A 25,286-nucleotide genomic window follows, 5' to 3' on the forward strand; every position below is an offset into this window, starting at 1 on the left:
ACGCAGCGGTGTGAGACGGGCATTCTTGTGGATGTTCATTCGGACCCTCCGATGGATGCTGAAGCGTGGTAACTCCAGTCTCCTCGGTCCGGTCCGAATGGACAACCTCTCGAAAGCTCACACCTAGAACTCCTCTTGAAAGCGTATCTAGCTTCAAAGGGCGTGTCGAAACGCGGTCTCCGGCTCGGCTTCGGTCACAAGATCGAGGACATTTACGAAGCCGCAGTGGCCCTAGGAATGCCGCCGATTGGGAACGTGAAGATGATTGCCAACAACCTTGACCTGATGAATTCTCAGCAAGATTTTAGGTACCCGTCGGGGTACAAGCTGAATGTCCCGCCGCCGAGCTTCTGCCGAGAAACGTATAACGCTCTCCACACAGCGATCGAGCCGAGGATCCCCACCGAGGTACTGAAAGCCAACCTCAAATTTCATTGGGATTTTCGGGGGAAGACTGTCATTTGGAAGGACGAATAGCCCGAGGATGATCTTCCCCATCTACGTTGGCGTTCTTATGGCGCTGCTGTCAGCATCCGCCATTGGCGGTGGCGGCAAGGCGATCTTGTTGGGATGGCCGCCTCGCTGACAATGGCCGGGATGGGCACTCGCCGGCTGGCTAGGTTCTTAGCAGGCCATAGCCGGCTGTCTGGTGGAGATCGTCTTTCAGGGCTTTGATCGTCTGTGAAAGGTCGCGAACCTTGTCCATCAGCGTCTGAATGGTCGCCCCGATGGGCTGGATCTTAACGCCTCAATCGTCGCGAGAAGCTCAAGGTAGACGTGGTTCAATTGAACTTTCTCCCTTCGAGAGCTCTCAATGGTGATCGACATGTGCGACCAGGCTCGATCAATTGCCTGTTCGCTTATCCTTCATCGACAAGCGGACGCGTGCCGCCACCTCCCTTCCGTCACGCGAAGGACCCAGCCGGCGAGACCAGACGGCGTGCGTGGCGCAATCTTCTATGTGACGAGCGGCGAGATCGCGTGTGTCCCGCCGTGATGGGATCATCTATTCGTCGAGCGCGGCGCTGGCGCCATCATCGTCGATATCTGCAAACCCTGGGATGATCCAGCAGCTTCTCCTTCGACAGCAGCCCGGCGTCCTCGAGCGCCTCGAAATCCGGCAGCTGGCGCAGCGTGTCGAGCCCGAACTGCGACAGAAAAGTTTTGGTCGTCACATAGGTGTAGGGCGCGCCCGGCTGCGGGCTGCGCGGCCCCGAGGCGACCAGCTGCTCAGCGCGCAGCACGCCGATCAGGTCACGTGACACCTCCTTGCCGAAAAAGCTCGACAGCTCGCCACGGGTGATCGGCTGGAAATAGGCAATGCACATCAAGACAAGCGCCTCCGCCTGCGACAGTTCTTTTGCTCCCTCGCCCGCTGCCGTGCCGAAGGCTGCGTGAATGGCGTCGCCAAAAACCTTTTTGGTCCGGTGCTGCCAGCCGCCGGCGACCGCGACCAGCTCGTAAGGGCGGCCGGCGAGTTCGGCGCGAATGTCGTCGATGATCAGCTCGATATTGCAGTTTTTTCCCACCACCCGCGCGAGGACACTACGTGTCACCGGTTCATTTGCCGCAAAGATCACCGCTTCGACGCGGGCCATCCATTCGCACCAGCGCAGCTCCGGCGGCAGATGTTCCAGTTCGGTGTCGAGCAGCGCCGGCTGATCGTTTGGCTTGCGGCGGGCGGACGCTTCGCTCATCGCTACAGCCCGAACAGCCGGAATGTGGGGCGGCCGGAGAGCTCGCGCACGACCTCCAGTTGCTGCAGCCGTTCGAACAGCCGTCGCGATGCAAAGCGCGACAGATTGTCCGTCGTCAGCGATCCGGACACGGCGTCTTCACTGAGCAGCAGAAAGATTACGTCGCCGGCGCCTTTGGCGCGCAGTTTCGGCGCCACCGCCAGGAGTTTTTCGGCCCGGCGCGACAGCTCGGCGGCCAACCGACAAGCGTCCGCGGCGGCCGCGACGAGCGCGATGCAAACCGCCCGCTCAAAATTCTTGTCCCCGGGCCGGATGCGCCGGCCACCGCCGGCCTCGGTGCGGAAAGATGGTCCAAAACCCTGCGCCATTAGGAGCGGCAGGGGCTGCGGCCAGCCCAGGCGTTGCGCCAGTACCAGGTCGGCGAGCCACCAGCCAAAGACTTCGGCATCGGGACGCATGGCGACGACCTCAGCGGCGATCGCCGCGGCGTCGAATGGCGCCGACCGCTGGGATACCCCGAGTTTTTCGATCTGCGTGCAAAGGTCGGCGAGCGCGGCGCCGTCCCAATGGAGGCCAAGCTGGTCGAGTATCTTCCCGAGCCGGCCGGGCGTAGCGGCGGGCGGCTGCCTGGCCAACTGCCGCCAGGCGCCAAAGACGGCGCCTGCGGGACCGGGGTCAGCACGTAGGGGACGCAAATGCCAGGCATCGCGCAAGGCGGCCGCATCCTCGGCGCGGCCGGCGAGCCGCATGCTGGAGGCGGCGCAGCGAACCGCCAGCCGCTGCCGCCAAGCGCCGGCCCAGGCTGCCTGCGCGCGGGCGAGCGTGTCGAGGGCACCCAGGGCGGCGCCGGCCCGGAAGGCGGCGTCGCCGTCACTCGGCGCGCCGGCGCTTGTGATCGCCCACGCGGGAACGGAGGGCGGCGCAGAGGAGCTGGCGGTCGCGGGATCGAGGCGAATCATAATTTGGAGAGTAAAGTGCCGGTGCGCTTTTCGCCATGATTTTCGTGCCAAAACGCACAGCCTGTCGGATCAGCACAACGACTGATAGTGTTGCATTATCAATCTCTTCACGAGTTCGTCCCTGCTAAGCCATTTGGCCAACAAGTAAGTCTCGACAGGGCACCTTTTTGCGCAGCCGGACGAAACTCCGTTCGGAAATGTGCCGGCTCGCGGCGTAGGAGCCTGCTCAGGTTCAGATGTCATGAAGGCATCTAACGCCCGATCTGCCGCGCAACTTCGGTCCCATATTCATTGCCGACGGGGTATCTGAGGGCGACGTTTTTTGCGGGTTTTTCCTGGTCGGCTTTGGAGGTGATGCTGGCGCCGATTGTCACAGGCTACTTCACTATCTGTTCCTTGACCGATGAGATCTTTTGCGCTGCGGCGCTCCCGTCTTTGCTGTGGGTCACCTTCTGACCCAAGCCCCAACGTACACACGCGGGAGTGTCCTACAAGCCATCGGTTTCGACAGATCGGATGGATTGGGCAGGCGAGCCCAAAAGCTGCGAGCTTAGAGCGGTTATAAATCGTAGTTGTAGCTGTGTAACAAACTGTGTAACAAAAAGCGCGAAAAGACTAGTATTTTCAGTATCATAGAGGTGAAAGGGAATCCCTCCCTCTCCGCCATCGATTTCCCATAACGGCCTGATTCGCAACGATTTTTCCGAATATCAGCTCTCTTTTGGTGCATTTCTTGGTACAAAGAGGCTTCCGCACAAGCCCCTATGGATCGACATCATAAGAACCTCGATCTTATCGTCTCAGCCGCCGCCACGATGCAGGAGGAGATAGAGAACATGTTCGGCTGCCTCCACCGCTTCGAGGAGAAACCAAGAAGCAGGTGAACGAAGTCTGCCGTGGTGATGCCAGGATGAAGATCAAGATTGATGCTGCGGGAAAGATTTAAGAGCCCCGCTTTGACAATCGTGACCGGCTTCCTTCGTCCTTCAATTCACTCCGCGTCAGGATTGTCGACAAGGCAGCCTGCACCATGGCATCCTTGGTAGTTGCCATGCACATCAAAGTTTGGCTCTCCCTGCCTGTCAAATTGCGGTCGGGTATCGATTGCCTGGTCAGGATTGTCGACCTTGCATCCCATGCCATGACAACCATTGTAGCTGCTATCGGGGCGGTAGTTACTCGTCGTGTGCCGTCGATTGTGATGATCGTCCGCCATCCCCTCGATCAGAGCGCCGAGAATAGCTCCGCCAACCACTGCGCCGACGTCATGACCGCGATGGTCATACATGCGGGCATTGGGATCAAAGCTGTCGCCACGTCCATGGTGGTAGCCGCCGACATCGGCGAAAATTCCGGAGCAACCTTGCGCGACCCAAATATATTTGCTGCGTGGATTGTAGCCCCAGGTCCGGTTCAAAATACAAGGACTTCCAGAAGTCTGATGAATGAGTTGCGGCTTGCTCAGCGGGCCCGCCCAGCATTCGCCATACTGATAGTGCCTCGATTGGCATTCGACGGTCGATTGTGCGCGGGCATCAGAGATCATCCACGATGAGCCGAGCGCGAGCAAAGCAATGAACATGTAACGTAGCATGTGAACCCCTCCGGAGTGGTCAACGACCGGTTGCGTCGGTGTCATCGAAATGGAATTTCTTCCGCCAGGTGTCAGTCGTTGATCGCGGTGATCTTGATGGTGTTGCCGTCTCCGACGCCGGAGAACCAGACCTCGCCATCACCGATTGAGATGCCTTGCCAATTGGCGAACAGCGTCGGGTAGGTCTGCTTGAGGACGGTCTGTTTGACCTTGGCGGTAACGATCTTGTCGTAATCCGTCACGAAATGCGCGGCGTCGTTTATCTTGATCGCCTTGCCGCCGATCCGGGCGCGGAAGGGATAATCGATCATCGACGCGACGGTCTGCTTGTCGCCGGCACTGACAGCCTTCTGCAGCTTGTCGAAGAACTGCTGATAGGTTGTGTGACTGCCGAACAGCGCGTCAAGGGTCTGGTTTGTTTCAGCGGCGGTCTGCGCTGCCGCTGGACCCGCAACGGCGGTACTCAATAGCGCGGCGGAAACCAGCATGAATAGAGAGCGCCTCATCATAGGTCCTTTCACTCGGTCCGTTCAATTGCCAACCCATCAGCCTGGATTTGTCCTTCGGACGTTCGCGCCCTGACTGATGCCGACGGCGAACGGGAAGACGAATGGCATGCCGTCACTGACGAGAACTGACATATAGACGCGTCCATTGAATTTTTTTATTTCAATACACGCAAAAGGTGTAAAAAAGAATACCTAAACGTCGATTATGACGGACAGAGATGACGGTTAAGGTATCCAAAACCTTATTCGCGAGTGATATCGATACGAGCAGCGACGCCTATGTCTTAAATTCTCCCTCTATGACGCCATATGGATAGAAGCAGAAATCTGCCGTCACCTGTGCCACCGGCGTGGGTATTGTCCAACGGCATCCGACAGCAAGCGTTGGCCTGTGCCTGTTCAATTCGCTTCACTTCACGATGACCTTTGCTCCCTTCGGCACCAGACTGTAGAGTTCGATCACATCCTCGTTGAGCATGCGAATGCACCCTGAGGACGCTTCAGTTCCTATGGTCCAGGGCTCTGAGGTGCCGTGGATACGATAAAGCGTATCCACGCCGTTCTTGTACAGATAGAGAGCTCGCGCGCCGAGCGGATTGTGCGTGCCGGGCCTGATCATGCGCGGCAGGTCGGGCGACTGGTTACGCATGTCGTCAGTCGGATGCCATGCGGGCCACTCCGCCTTACGCCCTACGCTGGCAATGCCCGACCAACTGTAACCGCTAGCCCCGACGGCGACACCATAGCGCCGCGCCATCCCATTGAGGCGGTATAGATAGAGGAACCTCTGCCGTGTATCGATCAACACCGTACCGGCAGGCAAGCGTTCCGGGGGCGTCACATCGACAGGCAGAAAGCGTTGGTCAAACTTGCTGCGATCGACGATGAAGACCTCATGCGGCTCCCTCGCGTAAGCGGCTTTCACGCGAACTAACTCTGTAGCCGTATTCGGGCTACCTTTTCCATCCGCCAGGCAACCGACAAGGAGCGCCGCCAGCGCCAATACAAAGCCCGACCGCACGAACTGGCGGATGCATTCCGGTCTTTCGTCTCTGCTCGAAACCGACCCGTTAATCGAACGGCCAAATGCTAGCGATCCAACTGGAGGAATGCGCACAGGCCGCTTACTCTTGGCTAGCTTCATCTACTGGCGAACCTTTTTCCTGGGCCCGCAACTGGTCGATGTGGATCGGCCGCTTTAGAGTTCGCTTTACTCGGTGAGTGTCATCCGCGACCGATTTCCCCGTCGGCGAAACACCCTGCAGATAGTGCTTCTGCCACTTCATCTCCTTGGTAAGCTCGTCGTTCATCTGCAGGCCGGCCGAAAACCGTCGACGTTCGCTATTCCAAACCTTATGTTCTTTATGGAACTCAGGATCGTCCTCCATCGGACGAATGACCGGCTGCACCTGCTCGATAGCGACACTTGGCATCATGGTGATGAAACAGAATGGCTCGCCCTTGGCAAAAGTGACAGACCCAGGGCGGGTGAAGCGCCAATTCATGGTGAAACTGAACGGCAGCCAGTTGGTTTCCACCAAGCCGTCCAGCGGCGCGATTCCGTCCTTCATCCGGTTGGGAGAGCCGCGAGCCCACACCATCCAGCCCGGCTCGGTGCGAAACACGTAACCCGGATGAAAGGTTACTATGCCGTGCCCGAAGGTCGAGCTGATGAATCGGTGCGTGACGTTCGGTTCGTTTACATGGAAGGCGATGTCTTTTGTAGTGTTGTATCCGTTCCAAGTAACAGTCACATTTATGGGGTTCAACAATTCCCATCCGCTGGCATTGGCGATTGAAAGCGGCGTGCAGCGGTAGGCGAAATGCTGGTCGGTCGCATCCATCCAGTCTCGCGTCCCCTCCGCGGCGACAAGCTCAGGCGGGTTCGGAGCCTGGATCATGCAGTCAAGACGAGGGCCGGTCATACTCTCCGCTATCCTCAAACGATTCGATTCTAAGTTGCTGATCACGTCGCCAACCGTAGCGGCATGACCAGGATAGAAGGAGGCACTATGGGCCTGCCGGTCCGGTAGGTCCCTCCGGTCCCACCGGCCCCACCGGTCCGGCAGGTCCCTCCGGTCCCGCAGGTCCGGCAGGTCCGCTAGGTCCCTCCGCACCGGGCGCGCCGGGAGGTCCAGACGCGCCGGTATCGCCGGGCGCTCCAGGTGTCCCGTCCGATCCGGGCAGTCCGACAGGCCCAGCAGGTCCGCCAGGTCCCTCCGCGCCGGGCGCGCCGGGAGGTCCAGACGCGCCGGGCACTCCAGGCGTACCAGCCTCGCCGGGTGCGCCAGGCGCCCCCGGCTGTCCCCAAACATTGGTGGAAGGCGTCGGCAAGTTGCCAACGTCTTTTACGATGTGCGATGGAAGGAAGTCGCCACGATCACGCTGAATCAAGGAACGACCTGGCTTGTCGGCATAATAATCGTTCTGACCATCCGTGACCGCGCACTCGAAATTCTGGTCCGGATCCTTGCAGAAGACTGTCTTCGGGGCGCTTCGATCGCCATTGGTGCCGAAGTGGAATCTCAAACCGGCCATCGCAGAAAAATCGCCGCTTGAGGAGACGTCGCTGTTCGTCAGATCGAAGCTGAAATCACTGTAGATAGAAGTCGCTATCCCGCTTCCGAACTCGGTCAGGTACTCGGCGCCGCCAACAAGTTGCGTTCTACCACCAAAGGCGTCGCGATGACGCAGGCCGCCATTAACCTTGAAGTTATCCGTAGGATAGTACCCGACCCTGCCTTCGGCGAACGGGCTGACGTCCTCTTCAAGTGAATTCCATTCTATACCGGCAAGTCCCTCAAGCGTGACCCGGCCCAGATAGTACTGGCCTTCAACGCCGAGCTTGCCTTCGACATAACCGTTTTCAAGAACTCCACCATCATCGTAACCACCTCCGCCGTGAAGGTAGCTTCCATACAGACCCAGCGCCCCAACTTTCGGATCACGGCGGAACAGATGCGCGGCGGCACCTGTGAAGTTACTGTTTGGCGTCACGCCACCAATCGCATCGACCTGGAAGCCGTATTTTTCACCGAGCGGGAGCGCCACGGAACCGTCGGTAAAGGCATACGGGTCGTTACCGTTGGTTCCCGCGCCGAATCCGACACGCACATTGGGCGCGGCAACGGCACGAGTGTCGGATTGCGGATTTGACAGGTACATGCGCCTCTCAACCGAGGATAGCGCAGCCATCTCGCGACTCTGGGCCACCGAACCCCTGAGGGTGGCCAGTTCTTCTTTAACCTGAGCAGTCTCGGCGTAGGCGGCCTCAAGTTTGCGCGCCATCTGCTTCTGATTTCGCTGCAGGTCCAAAATCATCTGATAGAGTTGTTCGTTGCTTGGCGCCCCGGCTAGCGCGGGGGTAATCGCGACATAGATGGATGCGAACGTTAGAATAGAACAACTGGCAAATAAAATTCTCTTATGCTGCCGCATCCCGCACCCCTTCTGCGCACCGCCGCCCTCGTTATCTACCTCGCCATGCGCACGATACATTCCTATTCGATTATGCATAGAATGCGAGCCATCTAACGAATGCGGATTTATCCAACCCTTTCCTTGAAGTAATTAATCTCGCGATTATTCACAATCGCAGTAACTGTCATATCCTTACACTTACTGTCAGTCGCTTGAGGATGCTTCTCGAATTCCTTCCCTGTCATCTTCCAAATTGATGAGATCGGCAATCTTCTCTCTGGACAGGGTCGGCACGATCATTCTAATCGGGGAAGGCGAAGCCTGACCCGCGAATTGCGTGCAAGGGGAGAAGCATGTCGGATTTCTTGGCTCTTCGACGCAGCCGGCTCACGATGGTGTCCAGGTGGGCATAGTTGAAGTCATAGATGTCTGCGCCCATGGCTTCGACGAGCGCGCGGCGATCGACGGTCTTGCCACGCTCACTGAACAAGCGTTCCAAAAAGTGCCGTTCCGAGGTGGTCAAGCGAAGGCGATGGCCCATGCCGTCGGTAAGCACCCAGCCGCCTTCCTCGAGGGCCCATCGTGGGGCCGGAGACGACGAAGGGGCGCGGCGCCTGTTGAGACGTTCATTGACCGCCATCACCGTGGCAGCAAGCTCCCGAACATCAATGGGTTTGACGAGGTAAGCGTCAGCGCCCGCTTCAAGACCATTGAGCCGGTCGTCGATGGAACTCCGGGCCGTCGCCATGACGATCCCGACCGATTGTAAGGCCCGCAAATGGGTAGCTATGGAAAGGCCGTCTTCGCCCTCCAGGCCAATGTCGAGAATGACGATTTCAGCCGGCTTGGCGGCACAGGCTCGGTAGAGGGCGGCAGCATTGTGGAATCCATGTACGTTCAGGCCCAATCTGGATAGTCCGAAGACCATCTCCTCGCGGAAATCCCTGTCGTCATCGACAAGATAAACAAGGGGGGAGATCACGATAACGCCATGCTTGTAGCCTTCTCCGATCATCTACGGACCCCATGCAGCAATCTGATACCATTCGATTTCATTTATTCGCCGCATTGTCTATATTGTTTGTGTGTCTTGTTTATCATAGAGTCTGGGCTAATAAGTCTCTTCCACATGGGATACGCATCCGAAATTCTGAGGTCTCTAGAGCCGAAAACCATACACCTCATTTGGGGTATTATCGTTTGCTTATACAGTATAGTGCTGATATTATTTTTATCTAGACTGTTTGATTTTCACCGCCAATTGATCTGGGCGTGGCGCATCTCCCAGGGCGTTGTACTGCTCAATGGCATCGCCTTGGCTTTTGCGATTGTGGGACGCTACGGCGACGTCGGGTTTTTCGTATCGCGACTGCAGCAGCTGTCTCTCATCTTCATTTCGCTGCTGGTGCTCTATCTGCTCATTGTGCGGCGACGGTATCAATATCTGCTGTCGGCGATTGCATTTTTGAGCGTAATCTCTGTCATGCTGGTGATGCAGATGATGTATACTGGGGCCAACCCGTTCCAACTGGATGGCTCTTTGTCCAGATTCTTGGCCGGCGGGACCGTGATTCACCTGGCGTTGCTCAGCGCGGCCGTCGCGAAGAGAACGCGGCTTGCCGAGCGCAGCTTGAGCGAGGAAAAGGACCGCGTCATCGCAGTGTCGCGCTTGGCCGAGCAGGAGCTGACTATCAAGGTGCGCGAAAGGACCGCTGAGCTTGGGGAAAGAAACACCTCGCTCATGGTGGAAGTGGATCGACGTCACCTGCTTGAACTCAAGCTCAGGCAGGCTCTGGACACCGCCAACGATGCTCTGGCTCAGCAGCGGGACTTTGTGGCCTTGGTATCTCATGAGTTTCGCGGCCCGTTGGCCGTCATCTCTGCCGCCGCCGACAATCTGTCATCTTCTGCAGGTGAAAGCGCCGACAATATCAAGTTGCGCACCACAAGGATCCGCCAGACCGTCAAAAGGATGTCATCGCTGATTGAAAACGTCCTAGCCTTCGACCGGCTCAATGGCGGGCACGAAACTCTTCCCAGGATCAAGATGTTCGACCTGAATGAGGTTTTGCGCGCCGCCGAAGCGGGATTGGATGATGCTGCGGCCGGACGTGTTAGCTTCACTCACGGCGATGAAGTGATTGTGAAAGGTGACCGCAACCTGCTGGAGATTGTGATACAAAATCTGATCCAGAACGCCCTGAAATACTCATCGGTGACCAGCTCTGTGACGATCCGGCTGTCGACTGAGCAGGGCGTGGCGTTTGTACACGTGGCGGATCAGGGCTCTGGCGTAGCGCCCGACGACCACGAGTTCATATTCATGAGGTACTATCGCGCCGCGGGCCAACTGGTAAACGGCTCCGGTTTAGGGCTCTACATTTCACGCGAGATCGCCCGGCAGCATGGCGGCGGTCTCATACTGGCCGCCAGCGACGTCAACGGGTCGACATTCCGCCTCTCACTGCCCGTCGAGCGGAACTGGCCTGCCCCTGAAAAGTGATCCCCCTGACATATGGCCTTTGGGCCGAACCAGGACTGAAGAAAATGGCCGGAAAGAGACACAGTTGCGGCCGCTCATTGTCTACCGTTAACCTCCGGCAAATCTTGCGGATCTGGTAGAGAGGCGGCGATAGAGCCGCTCGAGCCGGGACACTCTGGCCTTCGCGGAGGCCGTAAAGCTTCGGCGATGGGCAGGCCCATTCGGCATCTCCGCACATCGCTTCTGTCCGCAAGCGCAGCCATGCCGCCGTGAATTTACCAGCCGGTTTAGCCCAAATGGGGAAGAGGCCCGGCCCACGATCTCGTAACGGTTGGTTCGCCGAACCCAGTTAGGAGACCACGATGCGCAAAGCCTCTCTCGCCATCGCAGCTTTCTTCAGCCTTGCCACTGTTGCATCGGCATGCGTGTCGATGGACGGCAACGTCGTCGTGAACAACTGCAATTATCGCGTCATGGGAAATTACAAAGGCTCGGATGGCAGTTGGGGTGGCTTCGGACCCATCCGCGCGGGCGGTCGTGAGGCAACTTTCAAAAGACGCGATGCCGGCTGGGACATCAGCTATTGCAACTACGATTCCTGGGTGGCAGGCACATGTCGGCCGAAGGATCCCAGGCAGATGTAAGCTTTCAAGCATGTCACTTCGCGCGCTTGGCTCTTTGCCGACGATGTGGCCGGCATCGAACGCCTGCCACTCTGTCGGCGCACGATAAATCCGTTACTGCTCCTTCTTGAACAGGTCCTGGAAGATCAGCTGGCCCCAAGTGCGGCCGCGTGCGTGCACCAGCGTGCCGCCCTCGTTGAGCTTCCCCAGCTTGACCGGTGCGAACCCGAGTTGTCTGGCCAAGGCCGCCACGGGAGCGATCGCGTCCTCGTCGTCGCTCGACAGAAAGACGACCCGGTGCCCGCCCTCGACGATCGGATCGGCAGCCAGGGTGGCCGCAATCAGGTGATTGAAGCCTTTGACGAGCTTGGCGCCGGTGAACGCCTTCGCGACGAAGGCGGAGGACGGCAGACCGTCCAGCTCTTCGGGGACTGGAAACACGTTCGTCGCGTCGATGATCGTCTTGCCTTCCCAGCTTGGCAGCGCCTTCGCGACATCCGGGTGCGATTCAAAGCGGACAGCCAAAAAGATGATGTCCGCCTTGACGGCGTCCGCCAGTGTTTTCGGGATGATCGTGGGTCCGATCGCGGCCGCGTCGGATGCAAAGCTTTCCGGGTCGCGCGTGGTTGCCACGGACACTTCGAGGCCCTTGCGGGCAAATGCCTTGGCAAGAGCCTGGCCGATCTTGCCGAAGCCGATAATTGCGTAGCTCATGTATACTCTCCTTCAGTTTACCAGGCCCTGCGGGCTCGGGATATCGAATGGAATGAACGGCGGGGCGTAGCGGGTCAGATTTGCGCCAAGCCCCCGTCGACGGCGACCTCGCTGGCAGTCATGAAGCTGCTGTCGGGCGACGCGAGAAACGCAGCCGCCGCCCCGATCTCCGCTGGATCGGCCATACGCTGAAGCGGATTCATCGAGGCGAAGACCTTCAAGCCCTCCTCGCCTATCGCTGCCTTCGCGAGTTCGGTCGCCGTCGGCCCGGGCGACAGCACGTTTACCCGGATGCCGGTGCCTTTCAAGTCTTCCGCCCAGGTCCGCGCGAGGTTGCGCACGGCCGCCTTGCTCGCGCTATAGACGCTGAATGCGGGCGCGCCCGTGGTGCCGGCGCTCGATCCGGTCAGGATAATCGAACCGCCCTCGCCCATCAGCGGCAGCGCCTTCTGGACCGTGAAGATCGTACCCTTCACATTGGTGTTGAAGGTCTCGTCAATGTGCCCGGCGGTGAGCTTGCCGAGCGGAAGCAGGCTTCCCACCCCGGCGTTGGCGAAGATGATGTCGAGGGCTCCGCGCTCGGCCTTCACCGCCGCGTAGAGCCGATCGAGGTCGGCCTCATCCGAGACCGAGCCCTTCACCGCGCGGGCATTGGGCCCGAGCTCGGCCACAGCGGCGTCTAGCGCTTCCTGCCGGCGGCCGAAGATGAAGACGAAGGCGCCCTCCTCGATGAAGCGCTTTGCAGCGGCGAGGCCGATGCCGGTGGCACCACCCGTTATAACCGCAACCTTACCATCCAGTTTTCCCATGACTTAATCCTTCCAGGCTCTGTCTTTGGTCGTTCGGGGACGCCCCGAGAACCTCTAGATGGGCCCGCCGGGGTCGCGCGGTGAGTGCGGAAGCGCGCACATCGGTGGTGCAGAATCGATCCGCTTTCAGGATTGACGCCAGCCCGCGACGATCCGTGTCCGCCGTTCGGAATAGCGTCGCCCTTGTCGACACAAGCCACGATATCCCGCCCCTACTGCTGTAGGATGTGTTAGATACGGGCTTTGGAAGGCGCACCGCGCGGTGCCGGATTGCACCATGATCGACTGGGATGACGTTCGCTACTTTCTAGCCGTCGCACGCGGAGGCTCGGTGCGGGCTGCCGGCGCGCAGCTCGGGGTGAATCACTCGACCGTGCTGCGACGCATCGCACAGCTTGAGGAACGCCTCGGGGCGCAAATGTTCGAAAAGCGGCCTTCGGGCTACCGCCTGACCGCTGCGGGCGAGGAGGTCCTCGAGCTCGCGAACCAGATGGAAGCGTCGTCGCACCAGCTGGAGACGCGCGTCTTCGGGCGCGACCAGAGCGTACGCGGACTTCTGCGGGTGACGCTGGCACCGCCCCTCGCGACGCACCTGCTCATGCCGGACTTCGCCGATTTCGCGCACCTGCATCCAGACATCGAGATGGAAATCTTGTCGTCCGGCGAGCTGGCAAATCTGACCAACCGAGAGGCCGACGTGGCGATCCGCGTCGTCTACGACCGCAAAAACCTGCCGCTCAATCTTCACGGACTGAAGGGAGCGGAGGTGTTTGGCGGCGTCTACATGTCCCGCGATCGCCTGGCCGCGTGGCGTGCGGGCGCACCTGATCCCATCCGGTGGATCGTCATAAGCGTTCATGGAATTCCAGAGTGGGCCAGCGCGGGTGAGGTTGGCACCACGGGAGTTCCATTCAGGATCACGGACGCCGAGGCGCAGATCGTTGCCGTACGGCAAGGTCTCGGGATCACGACACTGCCGTGCTTCGTCGGAGATGCCGACCCCCTGCTGGTGAGGGTGCCGGGCACCGACCTGCACCTGTACGGAACGCTCTGGCTTCTCACGCATGGGGAGACACGCAAGACGAAGCGCGTGCGGCTCTTCACTGAGTTCGTATCCCGCAGGCTCGCCGCCTACGCTCCGCTTCTCGCGGGACTGTCCACATCGCGCGACTGACGCCCGGCGGGTCGCCCGCGACGCTTGCAGTGGATAGGTGCCTGCAAGCGGACAGCGGCATCTATTGCGGTTGCAAATGCTCGGCCATGAAGTCGATGCACGCCTCAGTCTGGGCCTGATCTGTCGACCGGCCGGCCAGAAAACGTTGAACTAATCGGTCCCTGGGGGGCATGGGCGGTGGAGGAATGGGCGGCGGCGGCACAGGAGGTTTCGGAACGGATGCCTTCTCCGAAGATCCCTCTGCTTCACGGCGCGTGACCAGTCGCTGATCTGACCTCAGGCCGCCTCACCCGACCGGTGCTCGGCAATCGCACTCAGAAAAACCTGGCCGAATTCCTTGAGCTTTGCCGCCCCAACCCCATTCACTTCGGCGAAGGCGTCGAGGTCGTGCGGGCGGCGCTCGGCCATGTCGATCAGCGTACGATCCGAGAACACCACATAGGCCGGCACCTGGCGCTCCTTGGCGAGCCGCAGGCGCAAGGATTTGAGCGCGGCCAGTAGCCCGGTGTCCACAGCCGACTGCCCGAGATCCTGCCCCGAGCGCATCTTGCCGCGCAAGGCGCGGCTGCGTACCTCGACACGATAATGGAACGGCACCTCGCCACGGCCAAGCGCATGACCCTTTTCGGCGATGGCGAGGCCGCCATGGCCGGCCGGATCCGGCATCAGGAACCCGCCGGCGACGAGTTGCCGGATCAGCGATAGCCAGAAATCCTTCTTGTGCGCCAGACCACTGCCGAAACTCGTGAGCCTCTGGTGGTTCCTGGCAAGCACCTTCTCGGTTTCATGGCCGAGCAGGATGTCGATGACATGACCGGCACCGAAACGCTCACCGCTCTGGGCGATCGCCGTCAGGATGATCCGAGCCTCGGCTCCGCCATCGGCGCGCGGTGCCTGGTCGAGGCAGGTGTCGCAATTGCCGCAGGGCTGCGCTTCCTCGCCGAAATAGCCGAGCAGCACCTGGCGGCGGCACTGCGCCGTCTCGCAATAGCCTATCAGCGTGTCGAGCCGGCCATGCGAGCGCCTCTTGTGCTCGGGCGGCGCATCCTCGTCGTCGATGAACAACCTGCGCATGCGGATATCGCCCAGGCCGAACAGCATATGCGCCTCGGCGTCCCGCCCATCGCGGCCGGCGCGGCCTATCTCCTGGTAGTAGGCCTCCAGGCTGCCCGGCATGTCGGTGTGGAAGACATAGGCGACGTCAGGCTTGTCGATGCCCATGCCGAAGGCGATGGTCGCCACCATGACGACGCCGGACAAGGTCATGAAGCTGTTCTGGTTGGCGTCACGCGCCTCCTTGCTCATGCCGGCGTGATAAGCGAGCGCGGTGACGCCGTTCTTCTCGAGGAAGGCCGCCATCTCCTCCGTCTTCTTGCGCGACAGGCAATAGACGATGCCGCTGCGGCCGGGATGGCGCTCGACGAAGCGCAGCAATTGGCGCTTGCTGTCCTGCTTGGCCTCGATGGCAAGCTTGATGTTCGGCCGGTCGAAGCCCAGCACCAGGGTCTCGACGCGCTCGGCAAACAGCCGGGATTCGATGTCGGTGCGCGTGCCTTCGTCCGCCGTTGCCGTCAGCGCGATGATCGGCACGCTGGGAAAGATGCCGCGCAGACGCGACAGGTCCTCGTATTCGCGCCGGAATGCCGGCCCCCATTGCGAGATACAATGCGCCTCGTCGACGGCGATCAGGCTGATATCGAGCCTGGCCAGCGCCTCGAGCATGCGCTCGGTCATCAACCGCTCCGGCGCGAGATAGAGCAGGCGCGTCTGGCCCGAGGCGACGCGACGCCATGCGGCAATATTGGCATCGCGGTCGATCGAGGAATTGATCGTATCGGCGGCCACGCCGGCAAGCCGCAAGGCGGCGACCTGATCCTGCATCAGCGCCACCAGCGGCGAAACGACAATGGTGAGCCCGCCCAGGACAAGCGCCGGCACCTGGTAGCAGAGCGATTTGCCGGCACCAGTCGGCATGACAGCCAGCACATGACGCCCGGCCAGCAACGCGTCCATGACATCGGCCTGCCCGGGGCGAAAATCATCGAAGCCGAACACGTCCTTCAGCACGCGCCGCTTGGGATCCAGCTCTTCTGTCGCGAGGGCCGCCGGTGCCTGCATCACCGCGCGTCCACGGTCGGCGTGCTTATTGGCATGTCATAGCCGAACTCGGCGCAGAAACGCTGGACGCGGGCGAGAAATGCCGGGGGCAGGCCGCCGAGATAGGTCCTGAATTCTTCATTCCGTTCCCATTTTCTCAACGAAGCCACCCGGATCGGATTGTCCGGGTCCTCGCTGAAACGAATGCGCGGTGTCAGTCCGAATGACTGCGCGATTCTGTCCTGCTGCGCATCGGGCGCGCCGATCATGTCTTCGTAGCGGACGAAAAGGATCTGCCGGTGCGGTTGTGCCTTCTTCAGCCGGATCAGCGCGTCGTATTCGGTCAGCCAGCGTTGCGGCGTGACGTGGAACCGACGCTGGTTGCGTGTTTGCGGATGCGAACTTGTCAGCGTGTCGAATGGATGGCGCGCGCAATAGATCAAGCCGATGGAGGTCGGTAGCTTCGCCAGATGCGCAAAACCGCGCGCATCGCGCTTGACGACGAGGTTCGATTCCGGCCGGTCCAACATGTCCAGCATTGCGTATCGCGCTTCGGGCGGATGGACGAAAATGTCCTCGAAACACCTCATCAGCCGCTGTGTCAGCGTCGTCCCGCTGCGTGCGCAGCCCGAAATGAAAATTCTGTTGGCGGGCGTCGCGCGTGCATATGTGCGTCTTTGCATGCGCTGTCTCAGAGACAGCGGCACGAACCGCAGAAACTCCCGCACAACCCTTCGCGCAGCCGCTCCAAACGCAGCCTCAAGCCTGTGAGCGCCCTTCATCCGCAATTCCGCTGGGCCGCGCGGCGCGGAACGCGCCGCTTGGGGTCCATGGCCAAGATGCTCGTCGCCGACATCAGCATCAGGCGGACACCGGGCTGGAATTTCGTAGACTGGAGAGGATGTGGAAACCGGTCAAGACGACTCTCTGGCGTGACGCTTTGGAGTAGCGCAGCCGTCATCCAACCACAACGCCCCCTTTGCAGGAACCTGTCGTTGATGCGGCCATCGGCGCCTGCCAGCCGGATGCCGTGCACATCCGAAAGCGGCTTCCCCTAGGACACCTGCACCCCCGCTGGATTCCGCCACGCACCACGATGTAAGCTCCGTCCGGCAAGCCAGGGAGGGCGTGATGCTGCAGACCAGACAGAATGTTCTCGGCGAGCGGTTCCACCTGCAGCGCGCCGCCTTCGAGGCGCAGCCTTTCCCCAACTTTGACGTTCGCAAGGATCGCCTCAAACGCCTGCTCGCGCTGACCGAGCGGCATGAAGCCGACATCTGCACCGCCATCGACACCGACTTTGGCGGCCGTTCCGCGCATGAGACGCGTCTTGCGGAACTGTTCGTCGTACGTGCCGGCATCCGCCACGCGCTGTCGCACCTCAGGGGCTGGATGCGCGAACGCCGCGTTGCCACCACCATGCCGTTCCTGCCCGGCAGAAATCGCCTCATCCCGCAGCCGCTCGGTGTCATCGGCATCGTGTCGCCCTGGAATTATCCTTTCCAGCTCGCCGTCGCGCCGGTCATCGCGGCACTCGCGGCCGGCAATCACGTGCTCATAAAACCTTCCGAATTGACGCCGGCTTTTTCGGCGTTGCTGGCCAAACTTGTTGCCGAGCATTTCGCACCCGATGAGCTCAGCGTCATCAGCGGCGACGCGGAGATGGGAAAGGCCTTCGTATCGATGCCTTTCGATCATTTGCTGTTCACCGGCTCGACCGCGGTCGGACGCCAGGTCGCGATCGCCGCGGCCGCCAACCTGACCCCGGTCACGCTCGAACTCGGCGGCAAGTCGCCGGCAATCTTCGATCCGTCATGCGACCTCGACGCGGCAGTATCGAGCATTGCCTACGGCAAGCTGTTGAATGCCGGGCAGACCTGTATCGCGCCGGATTACCTTCTGGTGCCGAAGGGGCAAGCAGGCACGGTCGCTGCCAGGCTCGCAACGGCGATCGCTAAGCTCTACCCGACTCTACGCGACAACCCCGACTATACCGCCATCATCAGCGATCGGCACCACCAGCGCCTGCGCGACATGGTCACTGAAGCGCGTGACGCCGGCGCCGATGTCACCGAAATCAACCCGGCCGGCGAGGAACTTGACGCCAATAGCGGGAAGTTGCTGCCGACCCTGGTCCGCAATGCCGGCGCAAACCTGCGGCTGATGCGCGAAGAGATCTTTGGGCCGGTGCTGCCCATCGTAGAATACACCGGGATCGACGAGGCGATCGCCCATGTGAACGGGGCCGACCGCCCGCTGGCACTCTACTGGTTCGGCCGCGACAGCGGCAACCGTCAACGCATCCTGCGCGAGACAATTGCCGGCGGCGTCACCGTCAACGACTGCATGCTGCATCTGGTACAGGAAAACCAGCCCTTCGGCGGCGTCGGCGCCAGCGGCATGGGCGCCTATCACGGCGAATGGGGATTTCGCACCTTCAGCAAGGAGAAACGGGTTTTCATGCAGTCGCGGCTGAGCGCGGGAAGCCTGCTGCGCCCGCCCTACGGCAAGACGTTCGAACGGCTTTTCAGCCTCCTGCGGCACATCACCTGACCGACCGAGCTACGCAGCCCCGGTGCATTAAGACTATCTTCACCACGGTGCGGCAGGGTCCTCATCCTGCGGTGATGTCTTGAGTACCGCGGCGCCACAAGCGCCCAGGCAACAGACCCGCGCCTCTTTCTGGGGTGCGGGTCATTCCCGCTCGATCTCTTACCCCTCGTTAGAGCAATTCCAGGAAAAGTGTGAAGCGGTTTTCCGTCTAGAATTGCGTCAAAACAAAGAGTTAGAGCAGCTCGCCGTTTCCGTGAAACGGTGAAATGCTCTAGCCGAGGAAATCGGCCCGGTGCGGCGCAAAGCTGTCGACCAGCCGCCCCGCTTCGAGCGCCTTGACCCCGTGCACCAGGCCCGACGGCACGATGAAACTCCCGCCCGTCCCAACGATCTCGCTCCGGCCGTCGATGGTCACCTCGAAGCGGCCCTCGGCGACGTAACTTGCCTGGACGTGCGGGTGCGAATGCAGGGCGCCGACGCCACCCTTGTCGAAGCCGAATTCGACCAGCATCAACTCGTCAGTGTGCAGGAGAATGCGGCGCCTGTTGCCGTCCGGTGTCGCCGTCCAGGCGCCCTCGCCGGCATGCGCGAAGATCTTTGCGGTCATCGTCGTCTCCTCAGAGCAATTCCAGGAAAAGTGTGAAACGGTTTCCGTTCGGAATTGCGTCAAAACCTAGCGTGCCAGCCAGCCACCATCCACCGGCACCACCGCGCCATGCATGTAGTTCGACGCCGGCGCCAGCAGGAAGACGGCGGCATCGCCAATGTCGCCCGCCTCGCCCCAGCGGCCGGCCGGGATGCGCGCCAGGATAGCGGCGCTGCGGTCGGGATCGGCGCGCAGCGCCTGCGTGTTGTTGGTTTCGATATAGCCTGGCGCGACAGCGTTGACGTTGATGCCTTTTTGCGCCCATTCGCAGGCAAGCAGCCGGGTGATGCCGAGCACGCCATGCTTCGAGGCGGTGTAGGACGCCACGCGAATGCCGCCCTGAAAGCTCAGCACGGAGGCAATGTTGACGATCTTGCCTTTCCGCTCAGCGGCCAAGGCACGCCTGGCAAAGCTTTGGCAGAGCAAAAAAACCGTCTTCAGATTGACGTCCATGACGTCGTCCCAATCGGCCTCGCTGAGATCGACGGCATCGGCGCGCCGGATGATGCCGGCATTGTTGACCAGCCCGTCGAGCGGGCCGCTTTCGTCCCAGACGCGGTCGAGCAAGGGGCCGGCGGCTGACGTGTCGGCAAGATCGGCGCTCACCGCCTCGAATTGCCCGCCCATCGTTGCGATCTTTCTGGCCGTATCGTCCATCGACGAGCGACCGACGCCGATCACCGTGCCGCCGGCGCGTGCGATCGATACGGCGATGCCCTGGCCGATGCCGGTGTTGGCGCCGGTGACCAGGATACGTTTTCCGGCAAGGCTGAAGGGGTCGCTCACCGCAGATCGCCCAACGCCACCGGGTCGACATCGGTGTAGTCGACATTGTCGCCGGCCATCGCCCAGATGAACGCATAATTGGAAGTGCCGGCGCCGGAGTGGATCGACCAACCCGGCGACAGCACGGCCTCTTCGTTGGCCATGACGATATGGCGCGTTTCGTCCGGCTCGCCCATGAAGTGGAAGACGCGCGCCGTCTCGGCCAGGTCGAAATAGAGATAGGCCTCCATGCGCCGGTCATGCACATGGCAAGGCATGGTGTTCCAGATAGAGCCCGGCGCCAGCTGGGTCATGCCGACCACCAGCTGGCAGGTCTTTGCGCCATCGGCATGGATGAACTGGAAGATCGAACGCTCGTTGCAGGCATCCTTGCTGCCGAGATCGAGGCGCTTGGCGTCACTGAGGCGGATCAGCCGGCTGGGATGAGCCAGATGCGCCGGCGCACTGAGCAGATAGAACTTCGCCGGCGCCCCCTCATCCGCTGAGGCGAAGGACACATCCTGTGTGCCCATGCCGAGATAGAGCATGTCGCGCGCCTGCAATTCATGAGGTTGGCCGCCGGTCGTGATGACGCCCACGCCACCGATGTTGACGGCGATCAACTCGCGCCGGTCGAGGAAACCTTTGGTGCCGGTCGGCTTGATCGCCTCCAGTTGGAGCGGCGAGCCTATCGGCACGGCGCCGCCGACGATCATGCGGTCGTAGTGGGTGTAGGTCAGGCTGATGCGGCCGGACTGGAACAGGCCGTCAATGTGGAAATTGTGACGGAGTTCATCGGTTCCCATCGCCGCGGCGGCAACCGGGTCTATGGCAAAGCGGGATGTGTAATCGGTATGGCTCTGGCTCATTTTCGTCCTGACTTGAAATGGGTCATTCGCCGGCGGCGGCCCTGACCGAACTGGCATAGAAAGCCTGCCGCGCATGCAGGCGTTCGCGGTAGCGCTGCTGGCTGGCTGTGAGGTGCGCGCGCATTGCCTCGCGCGCCGCTTCGGCATCGCCCGATGTGATCGCATTGAGGATCACCAGATGTTCGCGCTGCAGCCCGCGCTGGTAGTTGTCGGATTGCGCCAGTTCGGTCGACCAGGGCGAGGTCACGTCGCACGGAATGGCGCGCCGGCCGAGCACGTCGAGCATCTCGACATAGAACGGGTTGTTGGTCGCGCTGGCGATGGCGCGGTGGAAGGCGAGGTCGGCCGGGCCGGTCGGCTCGCTGGCAAGCAGCAGCCGCTCGAATTCGAAGAAGGCTTCCTGGATCGCCGCCTCCTGCGCGGCGTTGCGGCGAATAGCGGCGATCCCGGCCGACTCGATCTCGATTGCCAAGCGTACCTCGAGCACGTTGAGCGCGATCGAATCCTTGGCTCCCATGTCGGCGGCAAGCGCTCCGAACATCGTCGAGATATGCTCGGTGACGAAGACGCCGGCGCCTTGACGCGACTCGACCAGGCCGTCGGCGGCAAGCTTGGCCAGCGCCTCGCGGATGACGGTGCGGCTGACGCCGAAGGTCTCGGTCAGCTGGCCCTCGGTCGGCAATTTGTGGCCAGGCAGGATTTCGCCCGCCTGCAGCTGCTTGCGGATCGCCGCAACGACGGTCTCCGACAGCTTGGGTTTTCTCTCGACCCTGAGATCGGCGGATGCAGCGGACACGTGATGGTCTCCTAAAGCAATTCCAGGAAAAATGTGAAACGGTTTCCGTCCGGAATTGCGTCAAAACAAAGGGTTAGAGCAGTTCGCCGTTCCCGTGAACTGCTCTAGTGGAACAGGTGCGGCAACCACAACGAAATTTCCGGCACGTAGGTGACAAGCATCAACACAGCGAAAGCCGCCCCATAGAATGGCCAGATCGAACGCATCGCCGTCCAGATCGGGATCCGGCCGATCGCACAGCTGACGAACAGCACTGCCCCCACCGGCGGTGTGCACAAGCCGATGCCGAGATTGAGAATGAGGATCACGCCGAAATGCACCGGATCGACGCCGTAGGCCATGACCACCGGCAGGAAGATCGGCGTGGTGATGATGATCAGCGGCGACATGTCCATGAACGTGCCGAGGATGAGAAGCACGACGTTGATCAACAGCAAGATGACCAGCTTGTTGTCGGATACGGACTGCAGGAAGGCGACCAGAGCGGCCGGCACCCGGAGATAGGCCAGCAGCCAGCCAAAGGCGGCGGCGCAGCCGATGATCATCAGCACCATTGCGGTTGTGCGCACGGCAGCGGTGGTCGCGGTGACGAAGTCGTTCCAGCTCATGGAGCGATAGATCAGCAGGGTCACCAGGAAAGCATAGACGATGGCGATGCAGGAGCTTTCGGTGGCGGTGAAGACGCCGGAGCGAACGCCGCCGAAGATGATGCCGATCAGGATCAGCCCGGGAATTGCGGCAACGAGCAATTGCAGCGCCCTGCCGAAGCCGGCGAACGGCTCGGTCGGATAGGCGCGGCGGCTGGCGACCCAATAGGCCGTGACCATCAGAGATAGCGCCAGCAGCAGGCCCGGTATGATGCCGGCGGTGAACAGATCAGCGATCGAGATCCGGCCGCCGGCCGAAATCGAATAGATGATCATGTTGTGCGAAGGCGGTATCAGCAGCGCAATGATGGCGCCGACCGAAGTGATGTTGACAGCATAATCGACGCCGTAGCCGCGCGCCTTCATCTGCGGGATCATCAGCCCGCCGACCGCCGAGGCATCGGCCACCGCCGAGCCGGAAATGCCGCCGAACATGGTCGAGGCGGCGATGTTGACCTGGCCGAGCCCGCCTCTCAGGTGGCCGACCAACGCCCCGGCGAGCGCAACAAGGCGAGCGGCAATGCCGCCGCGCACCATCAGGTCACCGGCGAAGATGAAGAACGGGATGGCCATCAGCGAAAACACGCTGACACCGGAGTTGAGGCGCTGGAACACCACCAGCGGCGGCAGCCCCAGCACCAGAACCGTGGCGAAGCTGGCGACACCGAGGCAGAAGGCGATCGGTGTGCCGATGATCAGAAGAAAGACGAAGGTGCCGAACAGAACCGTCAATGCCATCTAGAGACCCTCCTCGCCCGTGGCGTACTGATCGGCATCGACCGGCAGTCCGGCAAACCGCCCGGCAAGCCGCTCGAGCGAAAACAGGCAGACAAGCGCGCCGCCCAGGATGACCGGCAGGAAACTGACGCCGCCCGGGAAAGCGAGAGACGGCATCACCGTGTTCCATGTCAGCCGGGTGAGCTGGGCGCCGTAGACGATCATGCCGAGACCGAAGGCGAGCACGACGACATCCGAAATGCTGCGCAGTACCGCCTTTGCGGCGGGCGGCAGGAAATAGAGCAGCACATCGAAGCCCAGATGCGTGCGTTCGCGGACACCGACGGCCGCGCCCAAAAAGATGAACCACCCCATCAAAATCACCGAGAAGGGTTCCGTCCAGCTTGGCGAACTGTTGAGCACATAGCGTGAGAACACCTGCCAGAAGATGATCACCGTCATCAGCGTCAGGCCGATGCCGCTGACCCACAGCGCAAGCCTCGCCAGCCGTGACAGCAGCCGTTCTATTGCCAGCCAGAATGGTTTCATATGCGCGCTTCCCACTGGACGGTGGCGCGCAAGCTCGCGCCACCATTGCCGCGAACGGATTATTTGGTCGCCTGGATGCGCGCGGCGAGATCTTTCAACTCGGGGGTCGAGAGATATTTCTCGTAGACCGGCTTCATCGCATCGATCAGCGGCTGCTTGTCGATCTCACTGACCTTGACGCCGGCTTTCTCGACGATGTCGCGCGACTTCTTCTCCTGCGCGTCCCACAATTCACGCATCTTGACGACGCTGTCCTTGGCCGCCTGCCGCACGATCGCCTGGTCTTCCGGGGCGAGCTTGTCCCAGCTCGCCTTCGACATCACCAGAACCTCGGGCACGATCTGGTGCTGGTCGAGCGTGTAATGCTTGGCGACCTCGAAATGCTTGGCGGATTCGAAGCTCGGCCAGTTGTTCTCGGCGCCGTCGATGACGCCTGTCTGCAAAGCCGAATAGACCTCGCCATAGGCCATCGGCGTGGCGTTGGCGCCCAACGCATTGACCATGTCGACGAACACGTCGGACTGGATGACGCGGAACTTCATGCCCTTCATGTCGGCCATCGAGGTGATGTCCTTCTTGGTGTTGTAGAAGGAGCGTGCCCCGGAATCGTAGAAGGCGAGACCGACAAGGTCGTGAGTCTCAAAGGCTTTCAGGATCTCGTCCCCGATCGGCCCGTCCATGACATGGCGCATATGCTCGACGGAGCGGAACATGTAGGGCAGCGACGGCACCGCGGTTTGCGGAACGATGCCGTTGAACGGCCCCATCGAGACGCGGTTGAGATCGATGACGCCGGTCTGCGTCTGCTCGATCGTGTCCTTCTCCTCGCCGAGCTGCGCCGAATGATAGACCTCGACCGAATAGCGGCCATTGGTGCGCTGCTTGATCAGCTCGCCCATATATTTGACCGCTTCGACGGTTGGATAGCCGTCGGGATGGGTATCGGACGACCGCAGCACGGTTTCGGCGTTGGCGATGCCGACCAGCAACGAGCCGAAAACGAATGTAACTGCCGTCAATTTCGAAAGATGCAACATGACTTCCTCCCTATGAAAACCAAAACGCCCGGCTCAGAGCCGGTAGGCCTTTTTCGCAAGTGTATAGGCAAGCTCCCGCGCCAGCTCATGCGCCTCGTCCTCGCGCAGCCGATGCTCGGCGACGAGACGCGCCAGGAACGCGCAGTCGACCCGCCGCGCCACATCGTGGCGCGCCGGGATCGAGGGAAAGGCACGGGTGTCGTCGTTGAAGCCGACGGTGTTGTAGAAGCCGGCGGTCTCGGTGGTCATCTCGCGGAAGCGCCGCATGCCTTCCGGGCTGTCGTGGAACCACCAGGCCGGCCCGAGCTTCAGCGCCGGGTAGACACCGGCGAGTGGCGCCAGTTCGCGCGCATAGCTTGTTTCGTCGAGCGTGAAGAGAACGATTGTGAGGTCGCGCTCAAGTCCGACGCAGTCGAGCAGTGGCTTCAGCGCCGTCACATAGTCGGTCCGGGTCGGGATATCGAAACCCTTGTCGCGGCCGAATTTTTGGAAAACAGCCGACGAATGATTGCGCCAGGAGCCGGGATGGATCTGCAGCACCAGCCCGTCGTCGAGGCTCATCTTGGCCATCTCGGTCAGCATCTGGGCGCGTAACAGTGTCCTTTCGCTCTCGTCGTCGGAGCTACGGC

General features: G+C 61.1%; 24 protein-coding genes. 4 read left to right on the forward strand and 20 right to left on the reverse strand.

The annotated features are described in order from the left end of the window. Positions 1 to 1,034: 1,034 nt before the first annotated feature. The 8 genes from EOA22_RS02155 to EOA22_RS02190 form a co-directional block, all read right to left on the reverse strand. Positions 1,035 to 1,697, reverse strand: coding sequence for an SMC-Scp complex subunit ScpB (locus EOA22_RS02155; protein WP_063169436.1), 663 nt, complete (start codon positions 1,695 to 1,697; stop codon positions 1,035 to 1,037). Positions 1,698 to 1,699: 2 nt separating this feature from the next. Next, complete coding sequence (locus EOA22_RS02160) at positions 1,700 to 2,656, reverse strand: DUF1403 family protein (protein ID WP_063169437.1); 957 nt, start codon at positions 2,654 to 2,656, stop codon at positions 1,700 to 1,702. Positions 2,657 to 3,647: 991 nt separating this feature from the next. After that, entirely contained in the window at positions 3,648 to 4,250 is a 603-nt protein-coding gene (locus EOA22_RS02165) for a DUF3011 domain-containing protein (RefSeq protein WP_013529061.1), read from the reverse strand. Between the two features lie 71 nt (positions 4,251 to 4,321). After that, positions 4,322 to 4,738, reverse strand: a complete 417-nt coding sequence (locus EOA22_RS02170) for a hypothetical protein (RefSeq protein ID WP_244514240.1) — start codon at positions 4,736 to 4,738, stop codon at positions 4,322 to 4,324. Positions 4,739 to 5,168: 430 nt separating this feature from the next. Further along, positions 5,169 to 5,903 carry a L,D-transpeptidase gene (locus tag EOA22_RS02175; RefSeq protein WP_082826592.1) on the reverse strand — a complete coding sequence of 245 codons (735 nt, stop codon included), beginning with the start codon at positions 5,901 to 5,903 and terminating at the stop codon, positions 5,169 to 5,171. Continuing rightward, positions 5,884 to 6,684 carry a DUF6065 family protein gene (locus EOA22_RS02180; RefSeq protein ID WP_063170393.1) on the reverse strand — a complete coding sequence of 267 codons (801 nt, stop codon included), beginning with the start codon at positions 6,682 to 6,684 and terminating at the stop codon, positions 5,884 to 5,886. The genes EOA22_RS02175 and EOA22_RS02180 overlap by 20 nt, the downstream gene beginning before the upstream one ends. 85 nt (positions 6,685 to 6,769) lie before the next feature. Then, on the reverse strand, positions 6,770 to 8,197 hold the full coding sequence (locus EOA22_RS38565) for a collagen-like protein (RefSeq protein WP_127224171.1): 1,428 nt from the start codon (positions 8,195 to 8,197) through the stop codon (positions 6,770 to 6,772). Positions 8,198 to 8,480: 283 nt separating this feature from the next. Then, positions 8,481 to 9,194, reverse strand: coding sequence for a response regulator transcription factor (locus EOA22_RS02190; protein WP_063169440.1), 714 nt, complete (start codon positions 9,192 to 9,194; stop codon positions 8,481 to 8,483). Positions 9,195 to 9,395: 201 nt separating this feature from the next. Here EOA22_RS02190 and EOA22_RS02195 point away from each other — a divergent pair, with 201 nt between their 5' ends. Both EOA22_RS02195 and EOA22_RS02200 read left to right on the forward strand, forming a co-directional pair. Further along, a complete protein-coding gene (locus EOA22_RS02195) occupies positions 9,396 to 10,682 on the forward strand; it encodes a sensor histidine kinase (protein ID WP_245478583.1) in 1,287 nt (428 codons plus the stop codon). Positions 10,683 to 11,023: 341 nt separating this feature from the next. After that, a complete protein-coding gene (locus tag EOA22_RS02200) occupies positions 11,024 to 11,305 on the forward strand; it encodes a hypothetical protein (protein WP_063169442.1) in 282 nt (93 codons plus the stop codon). Positions 11,306 to 11,398: 93 nt separating this feature from the next. On the opposite strand, the gene EOA22_RS02205 is transcribed toward EOA22_RS02200, so the two are convergent. Together EOA22_RS02205 and EOA22_RS02210 are read right to left on the reverse strand one after the other, a co-directional pair. Further along, on the reverse strand, positions 11,399 to 11,998 hold the full coding sequence (locus EOA22_RS02205) for an NADPH-dependent F420 reductase (RefSeq protein WP_013529054.1): 600 nt from the start codon (positions 11,996 to 11,998) through the stop codon (positions 11,399 to 11,401). Between the two features lie 74 nt (positions 11,999 to 12,072). Beyond that, positions 12,073 to 12,807 (reverse strand): SDR family oxidoreductase, encoded by a 735-nt coding sequence (locus EOA22_RS02210; RefSeq protein WP_063169443.1) that lies wholly within the window; start codon positions 12,805 to 12,807, stop codon positions 12,073 to 12,075. A 277-nt stretch (positions 12,808 to 13,084) separates the two neighbouring features. Here EOA22_RS02210 and EOA22_RS02215 point away from each other — a divergent pair, with 277 nt between their 5' ends. Further along, a complete protein-coding gene (locus EOA22_RS02215; RefSeq protein ID WP_063169444.1) occupies positions 13,085 to 13,981 on the forward strand; it encodes a LysR family transcriptional regulator in 897 nt (298 codons plus the stop codon). A gap of 276 nt (positions 13,982 to 14,257) precedes the next feature. Here EOA22_RS02215 and recQ read toward each other — a convergent pair whose 3' ends face one another. After that, the gene (gene recQ, locus EOA22_RS02220; RefSeq protein ID WP_063169445.1) at positions 14,258 to 16,099 is read right to left on the reverse strand and encodes a DNA helicase RecQ; all 1,842 of its coding nucleotides are present in this window, start codon (positions 16,097 to 16,099) and stop codon (positions 14,258 to 14,260) included. Further along, a complete protein-coding gene (locus EOA22_RS02225) occupies positions 16,099 to 16,761 on the reverse strand; it encodes a sulfotransferase (protein WP_244514242.1) in 663 nt (220 codons plus the stop codon). The genes recQ and EOA22_RS02225 overlap by 1 nt, the downstream gene beginning before the upstream one ends. 448 nt (positions 16,762 to 17,209) lie before the next feature. Here EOA22_RS02225 and EOA22_RS02230 point away from each other — a divergent pair, with 448 nt between their 5' ends. Continuing rightward, entirely contained in the window at positions 17,210 to 18,631 is a 1,422-nt protein-coding gene (locus EOA22_RS02230; protein ID WP_063169446.1) for a coniferyl aldehyde dehydrogenase, read from the forward strand. Positions 18,632 to 18,902: 271 nt separating this feature from the next. Here EOA22_RS02230 and EOA22_RS02235 read toward each other — a convergent pair whose 3' ends face one another. The 8 genes from EOA22_RS02235 to EOA22_RS02270 form a co-directional block, all read right to left on the reverse strand. Further along, the gene (locus EOA22_RS02235; RefSeq protein ID WP_063169447.1) at positions 18,903 to 19,238 is read right to left on the reverse strand and encodes a cupin domain-containing protein; all 336 of its coding nucleotides are present in this window, start codon (positions 19,236 to 19,238) and stop codon (positions 18,903 to 18,905) included. Between the two features lie 66 nt (positions 19,239 to 19,304). Next, positions 19,305 to 20,063: a 2-dehydro-3-deoxy-D-gluconate 5-dehydrogenase KduD gene (kduD, locus tag EOA22_RS02240; RefSeq protein ID WP_063169448.1), complete on the reverse strand. Its 759-nt coding sequence runs from the start codon at positions 20,061 to 20,063 to the stop codon at positions 19,305 to 19,307. Then, a complete protein-coding gene (gene kduI / locus EOA22_RS02245; RefSeq protein ID WP_063169449.1) occupies positions 20,060 to 20,911 on the reverse strand; it encodes a 5-dehydro-4-deoxy-D-glucuronate isomerase in 852 nt (283 codons plus the stop codon). Before kduI ends, kduD begins: the two co-directional genes overlap by 4 nt. Positions 20,912 to 20,933: 22 nt before the next feature. Next, positions 20,934 to 21,707, reverse strand: coding sequence for a FadR/GntR family transcriptional regulator (locus EOA22_RS02250; RefSeq protein WP_063169450.1), 774 nt, complete (start codon positions 21,705 to 21,707; stop codon positions 20,934 to 20,936). 104 nt (positions 21,708 to 21,811) lie between these two features. Then, positions 21,812 to 23,092 (reverse strand): TRAP transporter large permease, encoded by a 1,281-nt coding sequence (locus EOA22_RS02255; RefSeq protein ID WP_013529044.1) that lies wholly within the window; start codon positions 23,090 to 23,092, stop codon positions 21,812 to 21,814. Beyond that, the gene (locus tag EOA22_RS02260) at positions 23,093 to 23,620 is read right to left on the reverse strand and encodes a TRAP transporter small permease (RefSeq protein WP_013529043.1); all 528 of its coding nucleotides are present in this window, start codon (positions 23,618 to 23,620) and stop codon (positions 23,093 to 23,095) included. A gap of 59 nt (positions 23,621 to 23,679) precedes the next feature. Continuing rightward, positions 23,680 to 24,657 carry a TRAP transporter substrate-binding protein gene (locus tag EOA22_RS02265; protein WP_024504231.1) on the reverse strand — a complete coding sequence of 326 codons (978 nt, stop codon included), beginning with the start codon at positions 24,655 to 24,657 and terminating at the stop codon, positions 23,680 to 23,682. Positions 24,658 to 24,690: 33 nt separating this feature from the next. Further along, a partial coding sequence (locus EOA22_RS02270) for a glucuronate isomerase (protein WP_164755191.1) occupies positions 24,691 to 25,286 on the reverse strand: 596 nt, incomplete at its 5' end.

The organism is Mesorhizobium sp. M7A.F.Ca.US.014.04.1.1 (assembly GCF_003998745.1).
In the GTDB taxonomy this organism is placed as follows: Bacteria; Pseudomonadota; Alphaproteobacteria; order Rhizobiales; family Rhizobiaceae; genus Mesorhizobium; species Mesorhizobium ciceri.